The organism is Pseudomonas sp. Pseusp97 (assembly GCF_047304025.1).
Lineage (GTDB): Bacteria > Pseudomonadota > Gammaproteobacteria > Pseudomonadales > Pseudomonadaceae > Pseudomonas.
In genome coordinates, this window is record NZ_JBGLYK010000103.1 from 1 (window position 1) to 19,292 (window position 19,292).

Consider the following 19,292-nt stretch of genomic DNA (forward strand, 5'->3'; position numbering starts at 1 on the left):
GCGCAGGCGGCGGCAGCCTCCGGCATTCCCGCCCTGCGCGCGGAGGTCGACCGGGCGGCGCGTATTCTCGAAGCACCGGCCGCACGGCAGATCGAGCGACAGATCTCGCGACTGCTGTCGCTGGAGGAAGTCGAAAGCCTGCTGCGCTCCGATGCCCTGGTCGTGGACGCCTGCCGCAACTGTATCGGTGGGCTGTCGCTGGGCAGCCGCCCGGTGCTGTTCGCCCTGGCCCGAGCGCTGGCCGAAGCCTGGCCGGAAGACGTGGCGCGCAGCGCACTGATCGGCCGGGTATTCCGCACTCGCCGCCCCGACGAGACCCACCGGGCACGTCTGCGGGTGGAAATCGGCCGCTTGCGGCAGTTGCTGGAGCCACTGGCGGGTATCGAGTCGACGCCGCGCGGTTACGCTTTGAACGCCGCCAATCCCGTGGTCCTTGCGCCGCCGCAAGAAGACGCCAACGCTGAAGTGCTGGCCCTGCTCAGCGACGGCCAGGCCTGGTCCAGCTCGGCCCTGGCGCTGGCACTGGATACCAGTCAACGAAGCGTGCAGCGCGCCCTCGAAGCGCTGGCCGAAGCTGGCCGGGTGCAGGCCTTCGGCCAGGCACGGGCGCGGCGCTGGATGCTGCCGCCGGCGCCGGGATTCGCGACGACCTTGTTACTCCCAGCGCCCTTCGGCGTCTGAATAGGCTGAAGGCTCCCCCACAACTGGCAGGGCTACAGAATGACCACTCATTTCAAGCAATCCCCCGCGCAGGTACTGCAGGAGTACGGCCCCTTCCCGGGCGTCGAATCCGTCGCAGGAGTGACCTTCGACGGCCGGCAAGTCTGGATCGCCACCGGCGACAAGCTGAGCAGCCTCGACCCGCAGAGCGGCCAGCTGGGCGCGTCGATCCAGGTTCCGGCCCACGCCGGCACCGCCTTCGATGGCACGCACCTGTACCAGATCGGCGAGAGCATCATCCAGAAGATCGACCCGGCCAGCGGCAAGGTGCTCGCGACCATCCCGGCACCGGGCAATGGCGGCGATTCCGGCATGGCCTGGGCAGAAGGCTCGCTCTGGGTCGGCGAGTACCGCGCACGGAAGATTCATCAGATCGACCCCGAAACGGGTGAAGTCCTGCGCACGATTGATTCAAATCGTTTCGTCACCGGCGTGACCTGGGTTGAAGGCCAACTCTGGCATGCGACCTGGGAGCCGGAAGCGACCTACAGCGAGCTACGCCGTATCGACCCGCAGTCCGGCGCGGTTCTGGAGCAACTGGACCTGCCCGACGGCGTGCATGTCTCTGGCCTGGAGGCCGACGGCGGCGAGCGTTTCTACTGTGGCGGCGGCAACAGCGGCAAGGTCCGCGCGGTACGCCGGCCGCGCTGAACGCCGCGATCTGGGCTAGTGTTGGCACCTCACTGGAGATGGCCGCACTGGCCCGGAGAGCGAGCATGGACTGGCTGGAACACCGTATTCCCCCGCCCCTGGTGGCGTTCATCACCGGCGTTCTGATGTGGCTGGCGGTACGCCCGATAGCGCCGTTGGGCAATCGGCTGTGGCTGGCGCTGCTGGTGGCGCTGTGCGGGGTCGCGGTGTGCCTGGCGGGCGTAGCGTCGTTTCGCCGCGCGCGCACCACGGTCAACCCGCTGAAGCCGGAGTCCGCCTCCGCTCTGGTGGTGTCCGGCATCTACCGGCACACACGCAACCCCATGTACCTGGGCTTCGCCATCGTCCTGCTGGGCTGGTGCGTGTTCCTCGGCTCGGCCCTGACCGTGCTTGGCGTCGCGGCCTTCGTGCTGTACATCGGGCGCTTCCAGATCCGCCCGGAAGAACGCGCCCTGCGCGAGCTGTTCGGCGCGGAGTTCGATGCTTTCTGCACTCGGGTGCGGCGCTGGGTCTGACGCCGTTTCAGACAGGCGCCCGGCAAATCGCCATTGCCTTCTGACAGAAAAGGATGGGATATTTGCAAATGGTAAATATTCGCATCAAGGCCTGCCGTGTCCCCTTCGCTCCTGCTGGTGGAAGACGATTCGCGTCTTCGCCTGGACCTCGAACGTCATTTCTGTCAGCGCGGTTTCGCCGTCACCACCTGCGCCAACGGTGACCAGGGGCTGGTGGCCGTCCACCAGAACGACTTCGACCTGATCCTGCTGGACATCATGCTGCCCGGCGTCGACGGCCTATCCCTGCTGGATACGCTGCGCAGCGCGCGCACCACGCCGGTCATGCTGATGTCCGCCCTGGGCGCGGAGCAGGACCGCATCACCGGTTTCACCCGCGGCGCCGACGACTACCTGCCCAAGCCCTTCAGCCTGGCGGAGCTGGACGCGCGCATCGATGCGCTGCTACGCCGGGCCAGCCTGGATCGAGCCCGCGAAATGCCGCGCACGCAGGGCTCGCTGCAGTTCGACGACGAGCTGCAGGATGTTTCCCGCAACGGCGAACACGCCGGGCTTACGCATTCCGAGTACCGCCTGCTGGCGACGCTGAACGCCCATGCTGGCGAAGCGCTGAGCAAGAGCTTCCTCTACCAGAGCGTGCTGCACCGCGCCTATACACGGCTGGATCGCGGGCTCGATGTGCACGTCTGCAACCTGCGCCGCAAGCTGGCCGCCATCGGCGCGCAGCAGGTGCAGATCCAGGCCGTGCGCGGCCAGGGCTACATCCTGGTGGATGCGGAACGCCACTGATGCGCCGTCACCCGCTGCTGTGGAAGATCGCCGCCCTGCAGGTCGGATTCTGCCTGCTGCTGACCTGGCTGATCTGGACCTGGGGCCTGTCCCTGGAGCGCAGCACCTATTTCCTCGGCAGCGAGGACCGCGATTATCTCGCACGCTACGCCGAACAGGCCGAAAGGGCCTGGGAGCACCAGGGCGCAGAGGGTGTGGAGCGCTTTCGCCAGCAAGTATCCGCCGCCGAGGACACCTGGGTCGCGGTGATCGGCGAACACCTGCAGAGCCTGGGCAGCACGCCGCTGACGGCGGAGGAATCCAGCCACCTGACCTTCATGCGCAAGCTCGACTGGCCGATGAGCCGGCGCCTGCAGGACGAACTGCCCTACGTCAGCATCGAGTTTCCCCGGCATCCCGAGCGCGGCCGGCTGGTCATGCAGTTGCCCGAGCGCCTGCTGCCCGGCGGCCTGACGCCCTGGACGCACCTGTTCAGCCACGGCGTGGTACCCACGCTGCTGGCCGCCCTCCTCGGACTGCTGATCTATCGCCATCTGGTGCTGCCGCTCAATCGCCTGCGCGCCCGTGCCGACGCCCTGCGCGCAGACGACCTGGACAGCGAAGGCCCCGGCACGCCTCTGGCCCACCGCCGCGACGAACTGGGCGAACTGGCGCTGGCCTTCGACCACATGGCCGACCGCCTGCGGCACAGCCTGGCGCAGCAGCGGCTGCTGTTGCGCACGCTGTCCCACGAGTTGCGTACCCCGTTGGCGCGCCTGCGTATTGCCCATGACAGTGACCTGCCGGGCGACCAGCTCAGGCAGCGTCTGGACCGCGAGATCCAGGACATGCAGCGCCTGCTGGAAGACACCCTCGATCTCGCCTGGATGGACACCGAACGCCCGCAGCTGGAGCGCGAGCCGGTGCTGGTGCTGTCGGTCTGGGAAGCGCTGCGCGAGGACGCCTGCTTCGAAAGCGGCTGGGAGCCTGAGCGGCTTCCCTGCTCGCTGGGTACCGAGTGTGTGGTGCAGGTGCACCTGGACAGCTTCGCCCAGGCCATCGAGAACCTGCTGCGCAACGGCATCCGCCACTCCCCGCGCGGCGGCAGCGTGCGCCTGGACGGCTGGCGCGAGGGCGCGTTCTGGCACCTGTGCATCAGCGACGACGGCCCCGGTGTGGCCGAAGCAGACCTCGAACGCATCTTCCAGCCTTACCAGCGCTTGCAACCGTCCGAATCCAGCGGATTCGGCCTCGGTCTGGCCATTGCCCGGCGCGGTGTCGAGCTGGCGGACGGGCGGCTCTGGGCCGAAAACGGCACGGCCGATGGCAAGTCGGGGCTTTGCCTGCACCTGCTGTTGCCGGCCGCGCTCTCGCCGACGAGCAAACCTGGCCAACAAAGCGCCGCAAGTGTTTAGAAAGTTAATGCGCTTTACTGGCAAATAGCATTAATTATCATTTGGCGATCTTTCAGTTGCCGGAGATCACCGATGTCGTCCCGTCCGATGCAGTTCCTTCCGCCCTTCCTGCTGCTTTCCAGCAGCCTGCTGTCCTTCGCCGTACAGGCCGCCGGCACCGATGCCGATGTCGTCGAATTCGACAGCGAGACCATAGTCGCCACGGCGGCCGAGGAAGCCAAGCAGATGCCGGGCGTGTCGATCATCACCGCCGAGGACATCAGGAAGCGCCCGCCGGCCAGCGACCTGTCGCAGATCATCCGCACCATGCCGGGCGTCAACCTGACCGGCAACTCCACCAGCGGCCAGCGCGGCAACAACCGCCAGATCGACATCCGCGGCATGGGCCCGGAAAACACCCTGATCCTGGTGGACGGCAAGCCGGTGTCCAGCCGCAACGCAGTGCGCTACGGCTGGCGCGGCGAGCGTGATTCGCGCGGCGACACCAACTGGGTGCCGGCCGACCAAGTGGAGCGCATCGAGGTCCTGCGCGGCCCGGCGGCGGCGCGCTATGGCAACGGCGCGGCAGGCGGGGTGGTGAACATCATCACCAAGCAGGCGGGCAAGGAAACCCACGGCGACGTCACCGTCTACAGCAACTTCCCGCAGCACAGCGACGAAGGCGCCACCCAGCGCATGACCTTCGGCCTCAACGGCCCACTGACCGACAACCTGAGCTACCGCGTGTACGGCAACGTCGCCAAGACCGACTCGGACGACTGGGACATCAACGCCGGCCACGAATCCAACCGCACCGGCAACCAGGCCGGCACCCTCCCCGCCGGCCGCGAAGGCGTGCGCAACAAGGACGTCAACGGCCTGCTCAGCTGGCACCTGACGCCGGAGCAGACGCTGGACTTCGAGGCCGGCTTCAGCCGCCAGGGCAACATCTACACCGGCGATACGCAGAACACCAACAGCAACGCCAACGTGAAGTCCATGCTCGGTCACGAGACCAACCGCCTGTACCGCGAGAACTACGCGATCACCCACCGCGGCGAGTGGGACTTCGGCAGTTCCATGGCCTACCTGCAGTACGAGAAGACCCGCAACAGCCGCATCAACGAAGGTCTGGCCGGCGGCACCGAGGGCATCTTCAGCAACACCGATTTCTACACCGCCACCCTGCGCGACCTCACCGCCCACGGCGAAGTTAACCTGCCGCTGCACGCCTGGCGCGACCAGACCCTGACCCTGGGCAGCGAGTGGGTGCAGCAGAAGCTCGACGACCCCAGCGCCAACACCCAGACCACCAGCGAAGGCGGCTCGGTGCCGGGGCTGACCAGCACCGACCGCGACACCAGCTCGCAGGCGCAGATCTTCTCGTTGTTCGCCGAGGACAACATCGAGCTGCTCCCCGGCACCATGCTCACCCCGGGCCTGCGCTGGGACCACCACAGCATTGTCGGCGACAACTTCAGCCCGTCGCTGAACCTGTCCCACGCGCTGACCGACAGCGTGACCCTGAAGGCCGGCATCGCCCGCGCCTACAAGGCGCCGAACCTGTACCAGCTCAACCCCGACTACCTGCTCTACAGCCGCGGCCAGGGCTGCTACGGGCAGAGCACCAGCTGCTACCTTCAGGGCAACGAGGACCTCAAGGCGGAAACCAGCGTCAACAAGGAACTGGGCATCGAGTTCCAGAAGGATGGCCTGATCGCCGGCCTGACCTACTTCCGCAACGACTACAAGAACAAGATCGAGTCGGGCCTGTCGCCCATCGATCAGGCCACTGGCGGCACCGGCAGCTACGCCAACGCGGCGATCTACCAGTGGGAGAACGTGCCCAAGGCGCTGGTCGAGGGCCTGGAAGGCACCCTGACCATCCCGCTGATGGAACAGCTGAAGTGGAGCAACAACTTCACCTACATGCTGCAATCGAAGAACAAGGAAACCGGCGACGTGCTCTCGGTCACGCCCAAGTACACCCTGAACTCCATGCTCGACTGGCAGGCCACCGACGCGCTGTCGCTGCAGGCCAGCGTCGCCTGGTACGGCAAGCAGAAGCCGAAGAAGTACGACTACCACGGCGACCGCGTCACCGGCAGCGCCAACAACCAGCTCTCGCCCTACGCCATCGCCGGCCTGAGCGGCACCTACGTGTTCAGCAAAAACCTGAGCTTCACCGCCGGCGTGGACAACGTCTTCGACAAGCGCCTGTTCCGCGAGGGCAACGCCCAGGGCGTGAATGGCATCGAGGGCGCCGGCGCCGCCACCTACAACGAACCGGGTCGCACGCTGTACACCAGCCTCACCGCGTCCTTCTGATTCGCAGAACGAGAAAAGCCTGATGAGAATTCGCCTCCTGGCCCTGGCACTGGCTATCGCCGTGCCAGGGCTGGCACCGCACGCCGCGCCTGCCCCCGACCAGAAAATGGACACCCACCTGCTGCAACGCAGCGACCTGGCCTACCGATTCAGCGAGCTGAAACTGGACTCCGCCGACGGCCAGCGTCACTACCAGCTGTGGATCGCCCGCCCGAACCATCCCGCCCCTGCCACCGGCTACCCGGTGGTGTGGATGCTCGACGGGAACGCCGCCATCGGCGCGCTGGACGAGAAGCTGCTGAGCGAACTGAACGGCGGCAAGGCCCCGCTGCTGGTCGCCGTCGGCTACCAGACGCCGCTGCGCATCGACCGTAGCGGGCGCACCCGCGACTACACCCCGCTCCGCCCGAAGCTGTCCGAGCAGAAGGACCCGCTCACCGGCGATCCCAGCGGCGGCGCCGACGCCTTCCTCGACCTGATGCGCGACCGGATGCTGCCGGCGGTGGCGGCACAGGCGCCCATCGACCGCGCCCAACAGACGCTCTGGGGCCATTCCTACGGCGGCCTGCTGACGCTCCACGCGCTGCTCACCCGACCGCAGCAGTTCAGTTTCTACGCCCCGGCGAGCCCTTCGCTTTGGTGGGGCGACAGCGCCATCCTCAGGGAGCAGGACGGCTTCGCCGCGCGCCTGAACGGGCACTCCGCGCAACTGCTGCTGATGCGCGGCGGCAATGAGCCCTACAGGCCGCGGGAAGGCATTACCCCCAGCGCGCCCCGCGCCGCCCAGCAACTGGTGGAGGACCTGGCCAAAGCGCCTGGCATGCAGGCCCGGTTCCATGCGTTCGACGGCCTGAGCCATGGGCAAACGCTGGACGCTTCGCTGAAGTACCTGTTGCGGCTGCGCTTCGTGGACTGATACGCCAGGACGCACTTGTAGGATGGTGTGGAGCGAAGCGATACCCATCATTCCCAGCGACGAGGCAGCATGGGTATCGCTCCGCTCCACCCATCCTACGTACTCGGCCCTCACCTGTAGGAGCGAGCTTGCTCGCGAACCCGCCCAGCAGTGAACTTGCCGGCAAGCCCGTTCGCGAGCAAGACCAGGCGTCCCCACCGTCCTACGAAGAGCCGCTCAAGTCACACCGATGCGACGATCTGCTCGCGCAACCAGCGATGCGCCGGATCGCGGTGCGAGCGCTCGTCCCAGAGCATCGACATCTCGTATCCCGGCACCTCCACCGGCGCCTCCACCACGCGCAGCGCCGGGTTATCCCGCACCAGCCGCGCCGGCACCATGGCCACCAGGTCGCTGCCGGCCAGCGCCGAGATGACGAAGAGAAAATGCGGCACCGACAGCGCCACCCGCCGGCTCAGGCCGACCGTCGCCAGCGCCTCGTCGGTGACGCCGCTGAAGCCGCCGCCATCGGGCGACACCATCACATGCTCCAACTGGCAGAACTGCGCCAGGCTCGGCTTGCGCCTGAGCCGTGGGTGCCCGGCCCGGCCGGCCAGCACATAGCGCTCGCTGAACAGCGTTCGGCGGCGCATGCCCGGCGGGCTGCCTTCGGTCGTGTGGAAGGCCAGATCGATCTCGCCCTGCTCCGCCTGCCGGGCGATACGCGGCGGCGACAACTCCAGCAAGGCCAGACGCGTGCCCGGCGCGCTGCCGCGAATGGCGCCCAGAGCGGGCAGCAGGATGGTGGATTCGCCGTAGTCGGTGGCAGCGATGCGCCAGGTGTTGTCCGCTTGCGCGGGGTCGAAAGGCGCTGACGGCGCCACCGCCTGCTCCAGCGCTTCCAGGGCGATGCGCAACGGTTCACGCAGCGATTCCGCCCGCGCCGTCGGGCGCATGCCACGCGGCCCGGGCAGCAGCAGCGGGTCGTCGAAGATGTCGCGCAGCTTCGCCAGGTGCACGCTCACCGAGGGCTGCGAGAAGTTCAGCCGCTGGGCCGCGCGGGTCACGTTGTGCTCGGAAAGCAGAACGTCCAGGGTTACCAGCAGGTTGAGGTCGAGCCTGCGAAGATTATTCATTCATATACCTGGAATACCGGATATTCATTTCCACTATACCGGCGGCGACCGCACTCTGCGCACATTCCCCCTCGACGGAGAGCCGCCATGAAAGTACTGATCGTCTACGCCCACCCCGAGCCGCGCTCGCTCAATGGTTCGCTGAAGGATTTCGCCGTGCGCCGCCTGCAGGCCGCCGGCCATGAGGTTCAGGTTTCCGACCTCTACGCGATGAACTGGAAAGCCACGCTGGATGCGTCAGACAGCCTGGACCGTGACCCCGAGGCGCGTTTCGATCCGTCACTGGACTCCAAGCGCGCCTACGCCGCCGGCCGGCAAAGCAGCGACATCGCCGCCGAGCAGGAAAAGCTGCGCTGGGCCGATACGCTGATCCTGCAGTTCCCGCTGTGGTGGTTCAGCATGCCGGCGATCCTCAAGGGCTGGGTCGAACGGGTCTACGCCTACGGCTTCGCCTATGGCGTCGGCGAGCATTCCGATGCCCGCTGGGGCGACCGCTACGGCGAAGGCAACCTGGCCGGCAAGCGCGCCATGCTGGTGGTCACCACCGGTGGTTGGGAGTCGCATTACAGCGCGCGGGGAATCAACGGGCCGATCGATGACCTGCTGTTTCCGATCCACCATGGCGTGCTGTACTACCCCGGCTTCGACGTGCTGCCGCCGTACCTGGTCTACCGCACCAGCCGCGTCGATGCACAGCGCTACGCGCAGATCGAGCGGGAACTGGGTGAGCGCCTGGACAACCTGCAGACCACCGCGCCCATTCCCTTCCGTCGGCAGAACGGCGGCGACTACGACATCCCCGCGCTGACCCTGCGGGAGGAAATCGAGCCGGATGTCCGTGGGTTTTCCGCGCATCTGCAGTGAGCCGCCGTTCGCGAGCAAGCTCGCTCCTACGAAGAGCTCCGGGAAGTCCGGGCAAACCTGCTCGCTCCTACGAAGAGCACCGGAGGTCCGGGCAAACCTGTAGGAGCGAGCTTGCTCGCGAACGGCCCAATGTCAGACCTTCCTCAGGGCCGCACCCGCGGCTCCGCCTCGAAGGCACGGCGCAGCAACTCGACGAACTCCGGCGCAGGCGGGATATCCACGTCGCCGATGCGGCTCACCGGCACCGCCGGCGTCCAGGAATTCATCACCACGGCGCCGGCCAGGCGCGGCAGGTCCTGCTGATCGATGCTCAGCGATGACTGGCGCGCGCCGAGCCTTTCCAGTTGGCGCTGGAGAATGCCCATGGTGGTGCCGGTGAGCATCTTCGCCCGCGGCCAGATCACCGATTCGCCGTCCCAGAAGGCAAGGTTCCAGATGGTCGCCTCGCTGAAGCGGCCCCGGTGGTCGGTGAATACCGCATCGTCGAAACCGGCGGCCACCGCTTCGCGCAGGTACCAGGTCTTGGCGATCTCGCCGACGTGCTTGATCTCCGGCAGCACCCGTTCGTGCCCGGCAATGGCCAGCGACAGTGGGCCCTGCGGCCCATCCGACGGCGGCGCGGTGCGCACCAGCAACTCGGGCCGGTGCTCGGGGCCGGCGACGGTGAATTCCCCGGCAGGCGAGTACACCGTCGCCATCAGCGAAGTACCCGCCGGCGCCTGCTCCAGCGCGGCACGCAAGGCGGCGCGGATTTCCTCGTCGGCGTGGCTCTGCCCGAACAGCCGCTGCGAGGCATTGCGCAGGCGCTCCAGGTGCAGGTCCAGGCCACGGATGCCGCCGTCGCGCACCTGCATGGCGGTGAAGTGCGCATAGCCGGCGAAGGCCAGGGGAGCGAGGTCGTCGGCACTGGCGGGCTGGGCGTTGCGTTGGGTGATATAGGGGTGGATGGCGACGGACATGGCAGTGGCTTCCTCTGCTCGGCTTGCTTCAAGGTGATCTTCAAGGTGAACCAACTATCGGCCTTTGACGAATCCAGGAGAAACGAGTATTTCTCGATGGATCATCAAGCAGGATTTGAAGATCGATGAGCCGTTCCTTTCCCGGCATCCGCTCGCTGCGCACCTTCGAGGCCGCCGGCCGCCACCTGAATTTCACCCGCGCCGCGGAAGAAGTCGGCCTCACGCCGGCGGCGGTCAGCCACCAGATCAAGGAGCTGGAAGACCAGCTCGGCCTCGGACTGTTCGTGCGCACCAGCCGCAGCATCCAGCTGACTCCGGCGGGCGCGCTGCTGCTGGAGGCGGCAGCGGAATCCCTCGGCCTGCTGCACCGCGCCACCGTGCGGGCGCGGCGGTTGGCGCGGACCTCGGAACAGCTGCGGGTCTCGCTCACCGCACGCTTCGCCACCCATTGGCTGTTGCCACGCCTGCCGCAGTTCCGCGCGCTGCATCCGGGACTGAAGCTCAGCTTCGACGTCAGCGACGAACTGCGCGACTTCGCCGTCGACGACATCGACCTCGCCATCCGCTTTGGCAGCGGGCGCTATCCGGGCCTCCTGGCCGAGCGCCTGTTCGACACCCAGATAATTCCGGTGTGCTGCCCCAGCCTGCTGGAAGACGGCCCGCCGCTGCGCGAGCCGCGCGACCTGCAGGCCCATACCCTGTGTCATGTGGTCTGCGAAACCGAAGGCGCGCCCTGGCCGGACTGGTCGCGCTGGATGGCGGCAGCCGGCGTGGAGGACTTCGACGCCAGCGGCTGCGTTACCTTCGAGGACACCAGCCATGTGGTGCAGGCAGTGCTCGAAGGCGGCGCGGTCGGGCTGGCCGACCATGCCATGGTCGCCCGCGAACTGGAGCAGGGCCTGCTGGTGCAGCCTTTCGAGCTGGGCGTGCGGGTTGCCGAGGATTACGCCTACAACCTGGTCTACCCGCAAACCAGCGCCGACGATCCGCGCGTCAAGGCGTTCCGCGAATGGATTCTCGGCGAAATGGCCCTGGGCTGAACGCCGCGGCAGCTTGCAAAGGCCCGGCTTTCCTGCGAAAACCCACGCCCTCGCGGCGCCCCTGCCGCACCTGTATCACCGGAGAATCCCATGAGCAGCGAACTGCAGATCGAAGATATCGTCGTCGGCGACGGCAAGGCCGTGGTCAAGGGCGCCCTCATCACCACCCAGTACAAGGGCACCCTGGAAGACGGCACCGTCTTCGATTCGTCGTACGACAAGGGCCGTCCGTTCCAGTGCGTGATCGGCACCGGCCGGGTGATCAAGGGCTGGGATATCGGCCTGATGGGCATGCAGGTCGGCGGCAAGCGCAGGCTCTTCGTGCCCGCGCACCTGGCCTACGGCGAGCGCCAGGTCGGCGCGCACATCCAGCCCAACTCCAACCTGCTGTTCGAGATCGAACTGCTGGAAGTCCTCACCCGCGACGATTGATGTTCGCCTGAAGGCTCAGGCCGGCGCGGCTTCCACGTTGCGCCGCAGCGCCAGGATCGCAGTCGGCCCCTGGGCCTTGCGGGTGAACCAGAACACCCGGCTCACGCCACGGGTGATCGCCACGTAGGCCAGGCGCAGTTGTTCGTCCTGCTGGGCCTGGTCGTAGCTGCTGGCGAAGAAGCCGCAAGCCGCGTACAGCGCGCTGCGCAGCGGGTGTTTCTCCGGCGGCGCGCAGTCGTCGACGATGATTGCCACTTCCGCCTGCAGGCCCTTGGCGCGGTGGATGGTCATGCCCTTTACCGGCAGCTTGCGGTCCAGCTCACCGAGGATCGCCTGCAGGGTTTCGTTGCGCCGGCTGAGCAGCAACACGGCGGTCTTTTCTCGCGAGCCGCGCGCGGCAACGTGCTCGCACTGCTTGCGGATTTCCTCCAGCAGGAGCGGCAGGCTGTTGCGCGCATCGAAGCGCTGCACCAGCTTCACACCGTGATCGCCCGCCTCGGTCGACTTGAACGCGCGGCAGGTCTTGGCCTGCTTGTTGGCCACGCCCACCAGCACCCGCTCGCCGTCGCGGATCACCGGGTCGATGCTGCGATAGTTGGTTTCCAACAGCAGCACCCGACTCCTGCGCCGGCCCTTGCTGGGGAAATGTCGGTCGAAGTCCATGAACAGTTCGGGCGAGCTGCCGCGCCAGGCGTAAATGGATTGCCAGTCGTCGCCGATGGCCATCAGGCTGACCGCCTCGCCGCGCTTGGCAAGGTCGCGGTGCAGTGCCTGCAGCCACAGCACGATTTGCGGCGAGACGTCCTGGAACTCGTCGATCAGCAGGTGCTGGAACGGCGCCAGGGCCGCGGCAGGCAACTTGCCGTCGCCGAGCTGGTCGGTCAGGCGCTGGAAGGCCAGGTTGAAGGTCAGCAGGCCCTGCTCCTGCAAGGCCGCATCGAAGGCCGCCCAGAACAGCTGCAACGCCTGGATGAACTGGCGCTCACGCGGTGGGCAGGCGAGCTTGTTCGGCTGAAGCTGGTCGATGCGCAGACCGATGCTCTCGATGAAACCGGATTGCGCGTAGAAGGCTTCGAACAGCGGCAGCGCGGTGAACTCGCCGGCGAGCTTGAAGGCATCCAGCGGCGCCTTGCCGATGCGCGGCAGCTTGCCGTCTTCGCCGGCTTCCGGCGGTGGCGGCAACTCCAGCAACTGGTGCACCAGCACGCGGAACGGCGGCTGCTCGGCGTAGCACTGCTGGTAGACCTGCTTGAGCAGCCGCTGCTGCGCCGGGCGCAGGCGGCCCGCGAGCAAGGGGTTGTCCAACTCATCGGCTGGGGTGCGCTCATCCAATTGCTCGAACCAGCGCGGGTTCTTCAGCGCGACCTTTGCCAGCGTGCCCATGGCCGAGTGGAAGGTGCGCACGCACTGCCGCGCCTGCGCCGCATCGAATGGATGGCCCCAGTAGCCCAGCACCTTCACCAATTGCTCGCGCAGTTGTGCGCAGGAAGCGTTGGTGAAGGAAATTACCGTCACCTTCTCGGCGTCGATACTCAGGTGGCAGAGCATGTAGACCACGCGCAATACCAGCGTGGTGGATTTGCCGGAGCCGGCACCGGCGAAGATGCGGGTCAGCGGCTCGGGCGCGAGGATCATCGCCCACTGCTCGTCCGACGGCAGGCTGACTATCCCGTGCGCCGCCGCCTGGGCCACGCGCTGGCGCATGTCGAGGGCGTGCTGCTCATCCGGCGCGCTGGCAGTGCCGTAGATGCCGGCAACGGCCGGTGTGCGCGGGCGTTTGGGCGCAGGCGCGTCGCCGTCCTTTTTGGCCCTGGCAGTACGTTTGGCCGGCGCCCTAGCCTTGCCCTTCGCCTTGCCGCGTGCGCCAGGCTTGGGCTGCGCCGCTTCGCGCTCGGCGCGCAGGTATTCGGTGGTACGGGGGAAATAACGCGCAAGGGCTTCGGCGACCAGCCGCTTGTAGCGTTCGACAGCAGACTCCATGGACCCTACCAGATCATGTACGACGTTGAATCATAAGCGGTTTGCGACAGTGACAGGCAATCCACCCGGCGGTTCCGCAAGCCCCTGGAAAATTGATAACCATTAGCAATTGGATTAGAGTCGGTCTCCCGCATCTCCCGGCCACGCCGCCCCTACGGATGACCCCATGTTCGAACTGGAAAATGTCAGTTTCAGCGTCCCCGGTCGCACCCTTCTGCAACCGCTGAGTCTGCAGCTGGCCGACGGCAGGATGATTGGCCTGATCGGCCACAACGGTTCGGGCAAGTCGACTCTGCTCAAGCTCCTGGCACGCCAGCAGCAGGCCAGCGGCGGCAGCATCCGCCTGGACGGCAAGCCGCTGCAGGACTGGGGTAACCGCGACTTTGCGCGCCGGGTGGCGTACCTGCCGCAGCAACTGCCGCAGACCGACGGCCTGACCGTGCGCGAGCTGGTCGCCTTCGGCCGCTATCCGTGGCATGGCGCGTTGGGCCGCTTCAGCGGCGAGGATCGCAAGCAGATCGACCGCGCGCTGGACCTCACCGACACCCTCGCCTTCGCCGAACGCCCGGTGGACCTGCTCTCCGGCGGCGAACGCCAGCGTGTCTGGCTGGCCATGCTGCTGGCGCAGAACAGCCGCTACCTGCTGCTGGACGAGCCGACTTCGGCGCTGGACATCGCCCACCAGGTGGAAGTGCTCTCCCGCGTGCACGAGCTCAGCCGCGAGCTGGGCCTGGGCGTGCTGGTGGTGCTGCACGACATCAACATGGCGGCGCGCTATTGCGATCACCTGATCGCCCTGCACGGCGGCCGCCTGCTGGCCCAGGGCGCGCCGGCGGAGCTGATGCGCGGAGACACGCTGGAAGACATCTACGGAATTCCCATGGGTGTGTTGAGCAACCCGGTGGATGGGTCGCCGATCAGCTATCTGCGCTGATCGCCCCTGGGGGCGAACCACCCCTGCCGTCCTCCCGACGAGCGCATCTGCAGGATGGGTGGAGCTTGCGATACCCATGCTGCTGCGGGTGCGCGCTATCGATGGGTATCGCTGCGCTCCACGCCATCCTACGTCCGTGCGTCGCCATGATTCCATGGGAGGCAGCCGTGGGGCGGTCACACCACTGCTTTTGTGCCTTGCTGAGTCGACGGAGCCGCTTTTCGTAGGAGCGGACCGTGTCCGCAAATCACCCGCGGCGTACTCCCGGCCCATCGGTAGCAGCGAATTTCCAACGCGGCACCTGGGCGGATAACGCTGGCGCGTTATGCGCCCTACGATGCAGGCAGTCACACCAGCGCTTCGGTGCCATGCGGTTCGCGAGCAAGCTCGCTCCTACGAAAAGCGCTTTGGCGTCGCCCCTGTAGGAGCGAGCTTGCTCGCGAACAAAGCGTCCGCAGACGCGGGCTTCAAAGGTCACTGGGTTCTGGTGGCGGCTCGTCGATCAGCGGGCAGTTGTCGCAATGCCCGATGGTGCCCAGGCGATAGCGGATGCAGCAGGTCCGCCGCTGTCGCCACAGCCCGCTGGCCCGCTGCTCGCAGGTCACCTCGACATACCGGACCGGCTTGTAAAGCGGGTTACGCGTGCCGTCCGGGCGGCGTTCGGTTTCCAGCAGTTCGCGGCCAGGGCCGAGCATCGGGGCCAGCGGCGGCAGCCTGGCCATCTCGCCGATGAACCATTCGAAATAGTTGCCGGCATTGCTCCAGAGCACCCTGGGCGACAGCCGCGCCTCGGTGGCGAGGGCCTGGACGAAGGGTTGCAGGTGGCCTTCCAGCAGGTGAGCGAATCGCTGGAAAGGATCGCCCGGCGGCGCGCAGAACACCCCGCCCTCCCCCGGCAACTTGAACGCCTCGGGAATGCCTTGGGCATCCAGCACCACTTCCACCTCGTCGAATGCCAGCGGCAGCGTGCGGCCGAGCACCAGTGCCGCAGCCACTACCGGCGGGATGAGCCGCACCAGGTACCACTTGGACCACTGGGAAGCCAGCGCGCGGCGGTCGCCATCGGCGTGGAGCGGGTCGAACCGGCGCAGCACACTGTCGAGCCTGTCGCTTTCCAGCAATGCGCGTACCGGGATCGAGGGACGCGGATCATCGCGGGTCACCAGCACCTCGCGGTAGCTGGCGAACTCGCCGAAATACAAGGGCGCCAGGGCTGCGATCACCGGCAACCCTCAGGCACGCAACGAACCGCTGTCAGCACAGGCCGCAACGCTCGAAGAAGGTTTCCCGGCTCTGCACCATCAGCGCGGCGCGCTTGTGCGGGAAGTTGAATTCCTTCTCGCGCCAGAAGCCCAGACGCTGCATGTGGCCGATCATCTTCGCGTTGTCGGCGCGCGGCTCGGCGACGATGCGCTGGGTGCGCGGGTCGTCCAGCAGCAGGTAGTGCACCAGGGCGGTCATCCAGCTTTCCACCTTGTGCGGCCCGCGATGGCTCTCCTCGCCGACCAGCATATGGATGCCGCGGTCGTAGTCGCCCACGTCATAGAATGGCGCGATGCGATCTTCCTTGGCCCAGTAGGCCTCGTAGTAGGCGAAGGGTTCGTCGTCGATGCAGCCGATCAGGGTGATGGTGTGCGGGTCGGCGGCGGCTTTTTCCAGGTAGGTGCGGTGCTGCTCCAGGGTGCCGCCCTCCTGCCAGAACTCCAGCACGCGCGGGCTGTTCTGCCAGCGGCTGAAGCGTTCCAGGTCCAGTTCGATATCCAGGGTGCGCAGGGCAATCCACTGGCCCAGCTTCGCGTCGAAGCGGCGATACACCTCGCCCTGCGGCTTGGGCGCGCGCAGCGGATGGCGACGACCATTGCTCATCCGGTAGACCTGCGGGTAGTTGGCGCTGGACACGCCCTTGTGCCAGGCGGCGGGCAGCTGCCAGAAGGCAGCACGCTCGATCTGCAGGCGGCCGCCGACCTCATCGAGGCTCACCAGGCCCTGCTTGAACGCTTCGACCGGGACGCTGGCGCCGGCGAACTGCACGCGCTCGCTCTGCGCATCGCCAGCGAAGGTCCAGTAGGCCAGCGCCCACAGCGCCTCCACGGTGGGCGCCGAACTCAGCTGCCAGCACTCGCCTTCGCGTTGCGCGCTCAGCAGCGGCTGGCTGTCCAGCAGCAGGGTCAGGCCGTGGGTGCCGTGGTCGGCGCAGAGCTGGCGGCCGTCGGGCAGCGGCAGGGAGAAACTGGGCGTCATGGTGGGTTCCCTTTGGTGAATGCAGCGACCCCGCCCGTATGACGAGCAGGGTCGGCAGAAATTTAGTCGGCCCGGAAAAGGATTCCGGGCCGACGGCTCAGGCGCTTTCGGCAGTCAGCGGACGCGCCGGCTTGTGCGCGGTCTCCTGCGGCGGCAGGTGCTCGAACATCGATGCGGCGATTTCCTGCGCGCGCATCGGCAGCACCGACAGCAGCGTGTCGCTCAGGCCGTGGCTGTCCTGGGTGAAGCCCTGCAGGTAGATGCCGGCGTGCAGGCGTTCGTCGGCCAGGACGCGGTAGTCGCGACCCACTTCGAAATCGCCCAGGTAGTCCTGCAGCGGCGCGAGCAGTTCGCGGTGCGACTTGCGCTCGTAGCCGGTGGCCAGGATCACCGCGTCGTAGCGATGGGTTTCCACCGCGCCGGTGGCGCTGTCGCGCAGGGTCAGCTCGATGCCGTCGGCGTCGGCCTTGGCGGCCTCGACGTTGCGGCGGCAGAGGAAGGCGTGGCGCTCCACGCCGGCCACTTTCTGCCGATAGAAGATGCCGTAGATACGCTCGATCAGGTCCAGGTCCACCACCGAGTAGTTGGTGTTGTGGAACTCCTGGATCAGCTTCTCGCGCTCGGCCTTGGGTTCGTTGAACACCAGGTCGGTATAGCGCGGGGCGAAGATCTCGTTGACGAAGGGGCTGTCGTCGGCCGGCTTGAGCACTGCGGCGCGCAGGACCATATCGACCTTCACCGAAGGGAAGCTGTCGTTCAGGTCGATGAAGGCTTCGGCCGCGCTCTGGCCGCCACCGATCACCGCGATGCGCATCGGCTCGTTCTGGTTGCAGCGCTGCTTGGCGATGCACTCAAGGTAGCGAGCATGGTGGAACACGCGCGGGTCTTCACGCAGGTGGCTGAAGGCCGAGGGGAAGCGTGGCGTGCCGCCGGTGCTCACCACCACGCTGCGCGCCAGGCGGAAGCGCTCGTGGCCGCGGGCGTCGCTGGAGATGACCTTCACCAGTTCGATGCCGTCCGGCCCCTGCACCGGTTCGACACGACTGACCGTCTCGCCGCAGACGCGCTGCTCGGCGAACTGGTCGCTGACCCAGCGCAGGTAGTCGTTGTACTCCATGCGGCACGGGTAGAAGGTGCCCAGGTTGGTGAAGTCGATCAGCCGGCCCATGGCGTGCAGGTAATTGACGAAGCTGTACGGGCTGGTCGGGTTGCGCAGGGTCACCAGGTCCTTGAGGAAGGAAATCTGCAACTCGCTCTGCGCCACCAGGGTGTTGCCGTGCCAGCGGTAGTCGGCCTGCTTGTCGAGGAACAGCGCGTGGTAATGACGACCCTCGCGTCGCGCCTGCTCCTGCAGGGCGATCGCCAGCGCCAGGTTGGAGGGGCCGAAACCGATGCCGAGCACGTCGTAGGTCGGGGTAATCATCTGGGTCATGGTGCCAATGTCCTGTATCGCGATGGCCGTGGGGCATGACGGCGCGGGAGTCGGCGGCTTACTGCCCTGCCCGGAGCGCCCCGCCATCGGGCGGTCGGCGCTCGCTCCTGCGTGTCGCCCATGATTTGCGCTGTCGATAGCGCGTTATCTGGAGAGACGAGACAGGTGTGGCGAAATTTAGAATGATTCTCACTAAGTCATGAAAATTTCAGAATGATGGATGGGGAATAGGACAGGAGAATTCGTGCGCGAGCCGCGTGGGACTAAATCCGGGCGCATGCCCTGCGTCTGTGTAGGTGAATGCGGTTCGCGAGCAAGCTCGCTCCTACAAGAGAGCGCCGAGGCTGAGCCGGACTGTAGGAGCGAGCTTGCTCGCGAACCAGCGTCGACGCCCATGCAACAATGAAATGGCAGCCCTCGTGTCTGACCACCCAGGTTTTGAGCCGCCCGCGACAATGCCTCACTACGTTGACAATGCGCATCCACCTGTACGGGAGCTGCCCAGGCCCTGCGCGATCTCGAAGTGGCTGCACCTCGACCTTGGGCAGCAGAAACGCGCAGCGACCGGTTTCGACCAACTCGCCGAGGCAGTCTTCGTCCACCCCGCCGGGCAACCCATGAAAAACAGTCGAGGCGGCAGGCGCCTACTGACAGCCCGAGTCAGGCTTATTTATAATCACTCGCATCAAAGCGAGAAGAAAGTGTGATATCGGCCGCCATCGGCCTTACCGAGATTCCCGATGACCAGCTCCCCCGCCCCGTTCGACGATGACCGCATCAGCGCTGCAGCTGCGCACTGGTGCGCGCGTCTGCACGACGCAGAGTGCAGTGATGCCGAGCGCGCCGAGTTCGCCCAGTGGCTCGCGCTCGATGCGCGGCACGGGGCGGAATACCAGGCAATGCTGGAGATCTGGCAACTCTCGGAGCTGCTGCCGCGGACACAGCTGACCGCACCAGAACCAGCAGCACCGACGCCCCTGAACGCCCGCCGCCCCCGCAGCAA

At 66.7% G+C, this 19,292-nt stretch carries 17 protein-coding genes and 1 pseudogene; 12 read left to right on the forward strand and 6 right to left on the reverse strand.

All coding sequences use genetic code 11. The annotated features are described in order from the left end of the window. From ACCC94_RS17320 to ACCC94_RS17350, 7 genes and pseudogenes are all read left to right on the forward strand, one after another. Positions 1–681, forward strand: a pseudogene (locus tag ACCC94_RS17320) (helix-turn-helix domain-containing protein); the annotation flags it as partial. 39 nt (positions 682–720) lie between these two features. Then, entirely contained in the window at positions 721–1,371 is a 651-nt protein-coding gene (locus ACCC94_RS17325) for a glutamine cyclotransferase (RefSeq protein ID WP_413350698.1), read from the forward strand. A 65-nt stretch (positions 1,372–1,436) separates the two neighbouring features. Next, positions 1,437–1,886: a methyltransferase family protein gene (locus ACCC94_RS17330; protein WP_413350700.1), complete on the forward strand. Its 450-nt coding sequence runs from the start codon at positions 1,437–1,439 to the stop codon at positions 1,884–1,886. Between the two features lie 96 nt (positions 1,887–1,982). Next, on the forward strand, positions 1,983–2,675 hold the full coding sequence (locus tag ACCC94_RS17335; RefSeq protein ID WP_413350701.1) for a response regulator transcription factor: 693 nt from the start codon (positions 1,983–1,985) through the stop codon (positions 2,673–2,675). Further along, positions 2,675–4,069 (forward strand): histidine kinase sensor domain-containing protein, encoded by a 1,395-nt coding sequence (locus ACCC94_RS17340; protein WP_413350702.1) that lies wholly within the window; start codon positions 2,675–2,677, stop codon positions 4,067–4,069. Before ACCC94_RS17335 ends, ACCC94_RS17340 begins: the two co-directional genes overlap by 1 nt. Before the next feature lie 87 nt (positions 4,070–4,156). Next, positions 4,157–6,376 carry a TonB-dependent siderophore receptor gene (locus tag ACCC94_RS17345; RefSeq protein ID WP_413350724.1) on the forward strand — a complete coding sequence of 740 codons (2,220 nt, stop codon included), beginning with the start codon at positions 4,157–4,159 and terminating at the stop codon, positions 6,374–6,376. A gap of 22 nt (positions 6,377–6,398) precedes the next feature. Then, positions 6,399–7,292, forward strand: a complete 894-nt coding sequence (locus tag ACCC94_RS17350) for an alpha/beta hydrolase (RefSeq protein ID WP_413350703.1) — start codon at positions 6,399–6,401, stop codon at positions 7,290–7,292. Between the two features lie 221 nt (positions 7,293–7,513). Here ACCC94_RS17350 and ACCC94_RS17355 read toward each other — a convergent pair whose 3' ends face one another. Then, positions 7,514–8,407: a LysR family transcriptional regulator gene (locus tag ACCC94_RS17355; protein WP_413350704.1), complete on the reverse strand. Its 894-nt coding sequence runs from the start codon at positions 8,405–8,407 to the stop codon at positions 7,514–7,516. A gap of 87 nt (positions 8,408–8,494) precedes the next feature. Between ACCC94_RS17355 and ACCC94_RS17360 the strand changes: the two genes are divergently transcribed. Continuing rightward, positions 8,495–9,271, forward strand: a complete 777-nt coding sequence (locus ACCC94_RS17360) for an NAD(P)H-dependent oxidoreductase (protein ID WP_413350705.1) — start codon at positions 8,495–8,497, stop codon at positions 9,269–9,271. Positions 9,272–9,414: 143 nt separating this feature from the next. Here the strand turns inward: ACCC94_RS17360 and ACCC94_RS17365 are convergent, their stop codons facing one another. Beyond that, positions 9,415–10,230, reverse strand: coding sequence for an aminotransferase class IV family protein (locus ACCC94_RS17365; RefSeq protein ID WP_413350706.1), 816 nt, complete (start codon positions 10,228–10,230; stop codon positions 9,415–9,417). Between the two features lie 125 nt (positions 10,231–10,355). Here ACCC94_RS17365 and gcvA point away from each other — a divergent pair, with 125 nt between their 5' ends. Together gcvA and ACCC94_RS17375 are read left to right on the forward strand one after the other, a co-directional pair. Continuing rightward, positions 10,356–11,270 carry a transcriptional regulator GcvA gene (gcvA, locus tag ACCC94_RS17370; RefSeq protein WP_413350707.1) on the forward strand — a complete coding sequence of 305 codons (915 nt, stop codon included), beginning with the start codon at positions 10,356–10,358 and terminating at the stop codon, positions 11,268–11,270. A gap of 90 nt (positions 11,271–11,360) precedes the next feature. After that, a complete protein-coding gene (locus tag ACCC94_RS17375; RefSeq protein ID WP_413350709.1) occupies positions 11,361–11,702 on the forward strand; it encodes an FKBP-type peptidyl-prolyl cis-trans isomerase in 342 nt (113 codons plus the stop codon). Positions 11,703–11,717: 15 nt separating this feature from the next. Here ACCC94_RS17375 and ACCC94_RS17380 read toward each other — a convergent pair whose 3' ends face one another. After that, positions 11,718–13,682 (reverse strand): UvrD-helicase domain-containing protein, encoded by a 1,965-nt coding sequence (locus tag ACCC94_RS17380; RefSeq protein WP_413350711.1) that lies wholly within the window; start codon positions 13,680–13,682, stop codon positions 11,718–11,720. Between the two features lie 166 nt (positions 13,683–13,848). On the opposite strand from ACCC94_RS17380, the gene ACCC94_RS17385 reads away from it, so the two are divergent. Continuing rightward, the gene (locus tag ACCC94_RS17385) at positions 13,849–14,616 is read left to right on the forward strand and encodes an ATP-binding cassette domain-containing protein (protein ID WP_413350713.1); all 768 of its coding nucleotides are present in this window, start codon (positions 13,849–13,851) and stop codon (positions 14,614–14,616) included. A gap of 467 nt (positions 14,617–15,083) precedes the next feature. Here the strand turns inward: ACCC94_RS17385 and fhuF are convergent, their stop codons facing one another. The 3 genes from fhuF to ACCC94_RS17400 all read right to left on the reverse strand — a co-directional run bounded on the left by fhuF (position 15,084) and on the right by ACCC94_RS17400 (position 18,289). Next, positions 15,084–15,839 (reverse strand): siderophore-iron reductase FhuF, encoded by a 756-nt coding sequence (gene fhuF, locus ACCC94_RS17390; RefSeq protein ID WP_413350716.1) that lies wholly within the window; start codon positions 15,837–15,839, stop codon positions 15,084–15,086. A gap of 31 nt (positions 15,840–15,870) precedes the next feature. Then, positions 15,871–16,857 carry a GNAT family N-acetyltransferase gene (locus ACCC94_RS17395; RefSeq protein WP_413350718.1) on the reverse strand — a complete coding sequence of 329 codons (987 nt, stop codon included), beginning with the start codon at positions 16,855–16,857 and terminating at the stop codon, positions 15,871–15,873. A 97-nt stretch (positions 16,858–16,954) separates the two neighbouring features. Further along, positions 16,955–18,289, reverse strand: a complete 1,335-nt coding sequence (locus ACCC94_RS17400; RefSeq protein WP_413350720.1) for a lysine N(6)-hydroxylase/L-ornithine N(5)-oxygenase family protein — start codon at positions 18,287–18,289, stop codon at positions 16,955–16,957. A gap of 740 nt (positions 18,290–19,029) precedes the next feature. Between ACCC94_RS17400 and ACCC94_RS17405 the strand changes: the two genes are divergently transcribed. Further along, positions 19,030–19,292 (forward strand): FecR/PupR family sigma factor regulator (locus ACCC94_RS17405; RefSeq protein ID WP_413350722.1); only part of this gene is annotated, 263 nt, incomplete at its 3' end.

Coding starts and splice junctions, on each gene's coding strand:
- ACCC94_RS17340 (WP_413350702.1), top strand. CDS start 2,675: ATGCGCCGTCACCCGCTGCTGTGGAAGATCGCCGCCCTGCAGGTCGGA.
- ACCC94_RS17330 (WP_413350700.1), top strand. CDS start 1,437: ATGGACTGGCTGGAACACCGTATTCCCCCGCCCCTGGTGGCGTTCATC.
- ACCC94_RS17345 (WP_413350724.1), top strand. CDS start 4,157: ATGCAGTTCCTTCCGCCCTTCCTGCTGCTTTCCAGCAGCCTGCTGTCC.
- ACCC94_RS17325 (WP_413350698.1), top strand. CDS start 721: ATGACCACTCATTTCAAGCAATCCCCCGCGCAGGTACTGCAGGAGTAC.
- ACCC94_RS17395 (WP_413350718.1), bottom strand. CDS start 16,857: ATGACGCCCAGTTTCTCCCTGCCGCTGCCCGACGGCCGCCAGCTCTGC.
- ACCC94_RS17375 (WP_413350709.1), top strand. CDS start 11,361: ATGAGCAGCGAACTGCAGATCGAAGATATCGTCGTCGGCGACGGCAAG.
- ACCC94_RS17385 (WP_413350713.1), top strand. CDS start 13,849: ATGTTCGAACTGGAAAATGTCAGTTTCAGCGTCCCCGGTCGCACCCTT.
- ACCC94_RS17380 (WP_413350711.1), bottom strand. CDS start 13,682: ATGGAGTCTGCTGTCGAACGCTACAAGCGGCTGGTCGCCGAAGCCCTT.
- ACCC94_RS17400 (WP_413350720.1), bottom strand. CDS start 18,289: ATGACCCAGATGATTACCCCGACCTACGACGTGCTCGGCATCGGTTTC.
- ACCC94_RS17365 (WP_413350706.1), bottom strand. CDS start 10,230: ATGTCCGTCGCCATCCACCCCTATATCACCCAACGCAACGCCCAGCCC.
- gcvA (WP_413350707.1), top strand. CDS start 10,356: ATGAGCCGTTCCTTTCCCGGCATCCGCTCGCTGCGCACCTTCGAGGCC.
- ACCC94_RS17355 (WP_413350704.1), bottom strand. CDS start 8,407: ATGAATAATCTTCGCAGGCTCGACCTCAACCTGCTGGTAACCCTGGAC.
- ACCC94_RS17350 (WP_413350703.1), top strand. CDS start 6,399: ATGAGAATTCGCCTCCTGGCCCTGGCACTGGCTATCGCCGTGCCAGGG.
- ACCC94_RS17360 (WP_413350705.1), top strand. CDS start 8,495: ATGAAAGTACTGATCGTCTACGCCCACCCCGAGCCGCGCTCGCTCAAT.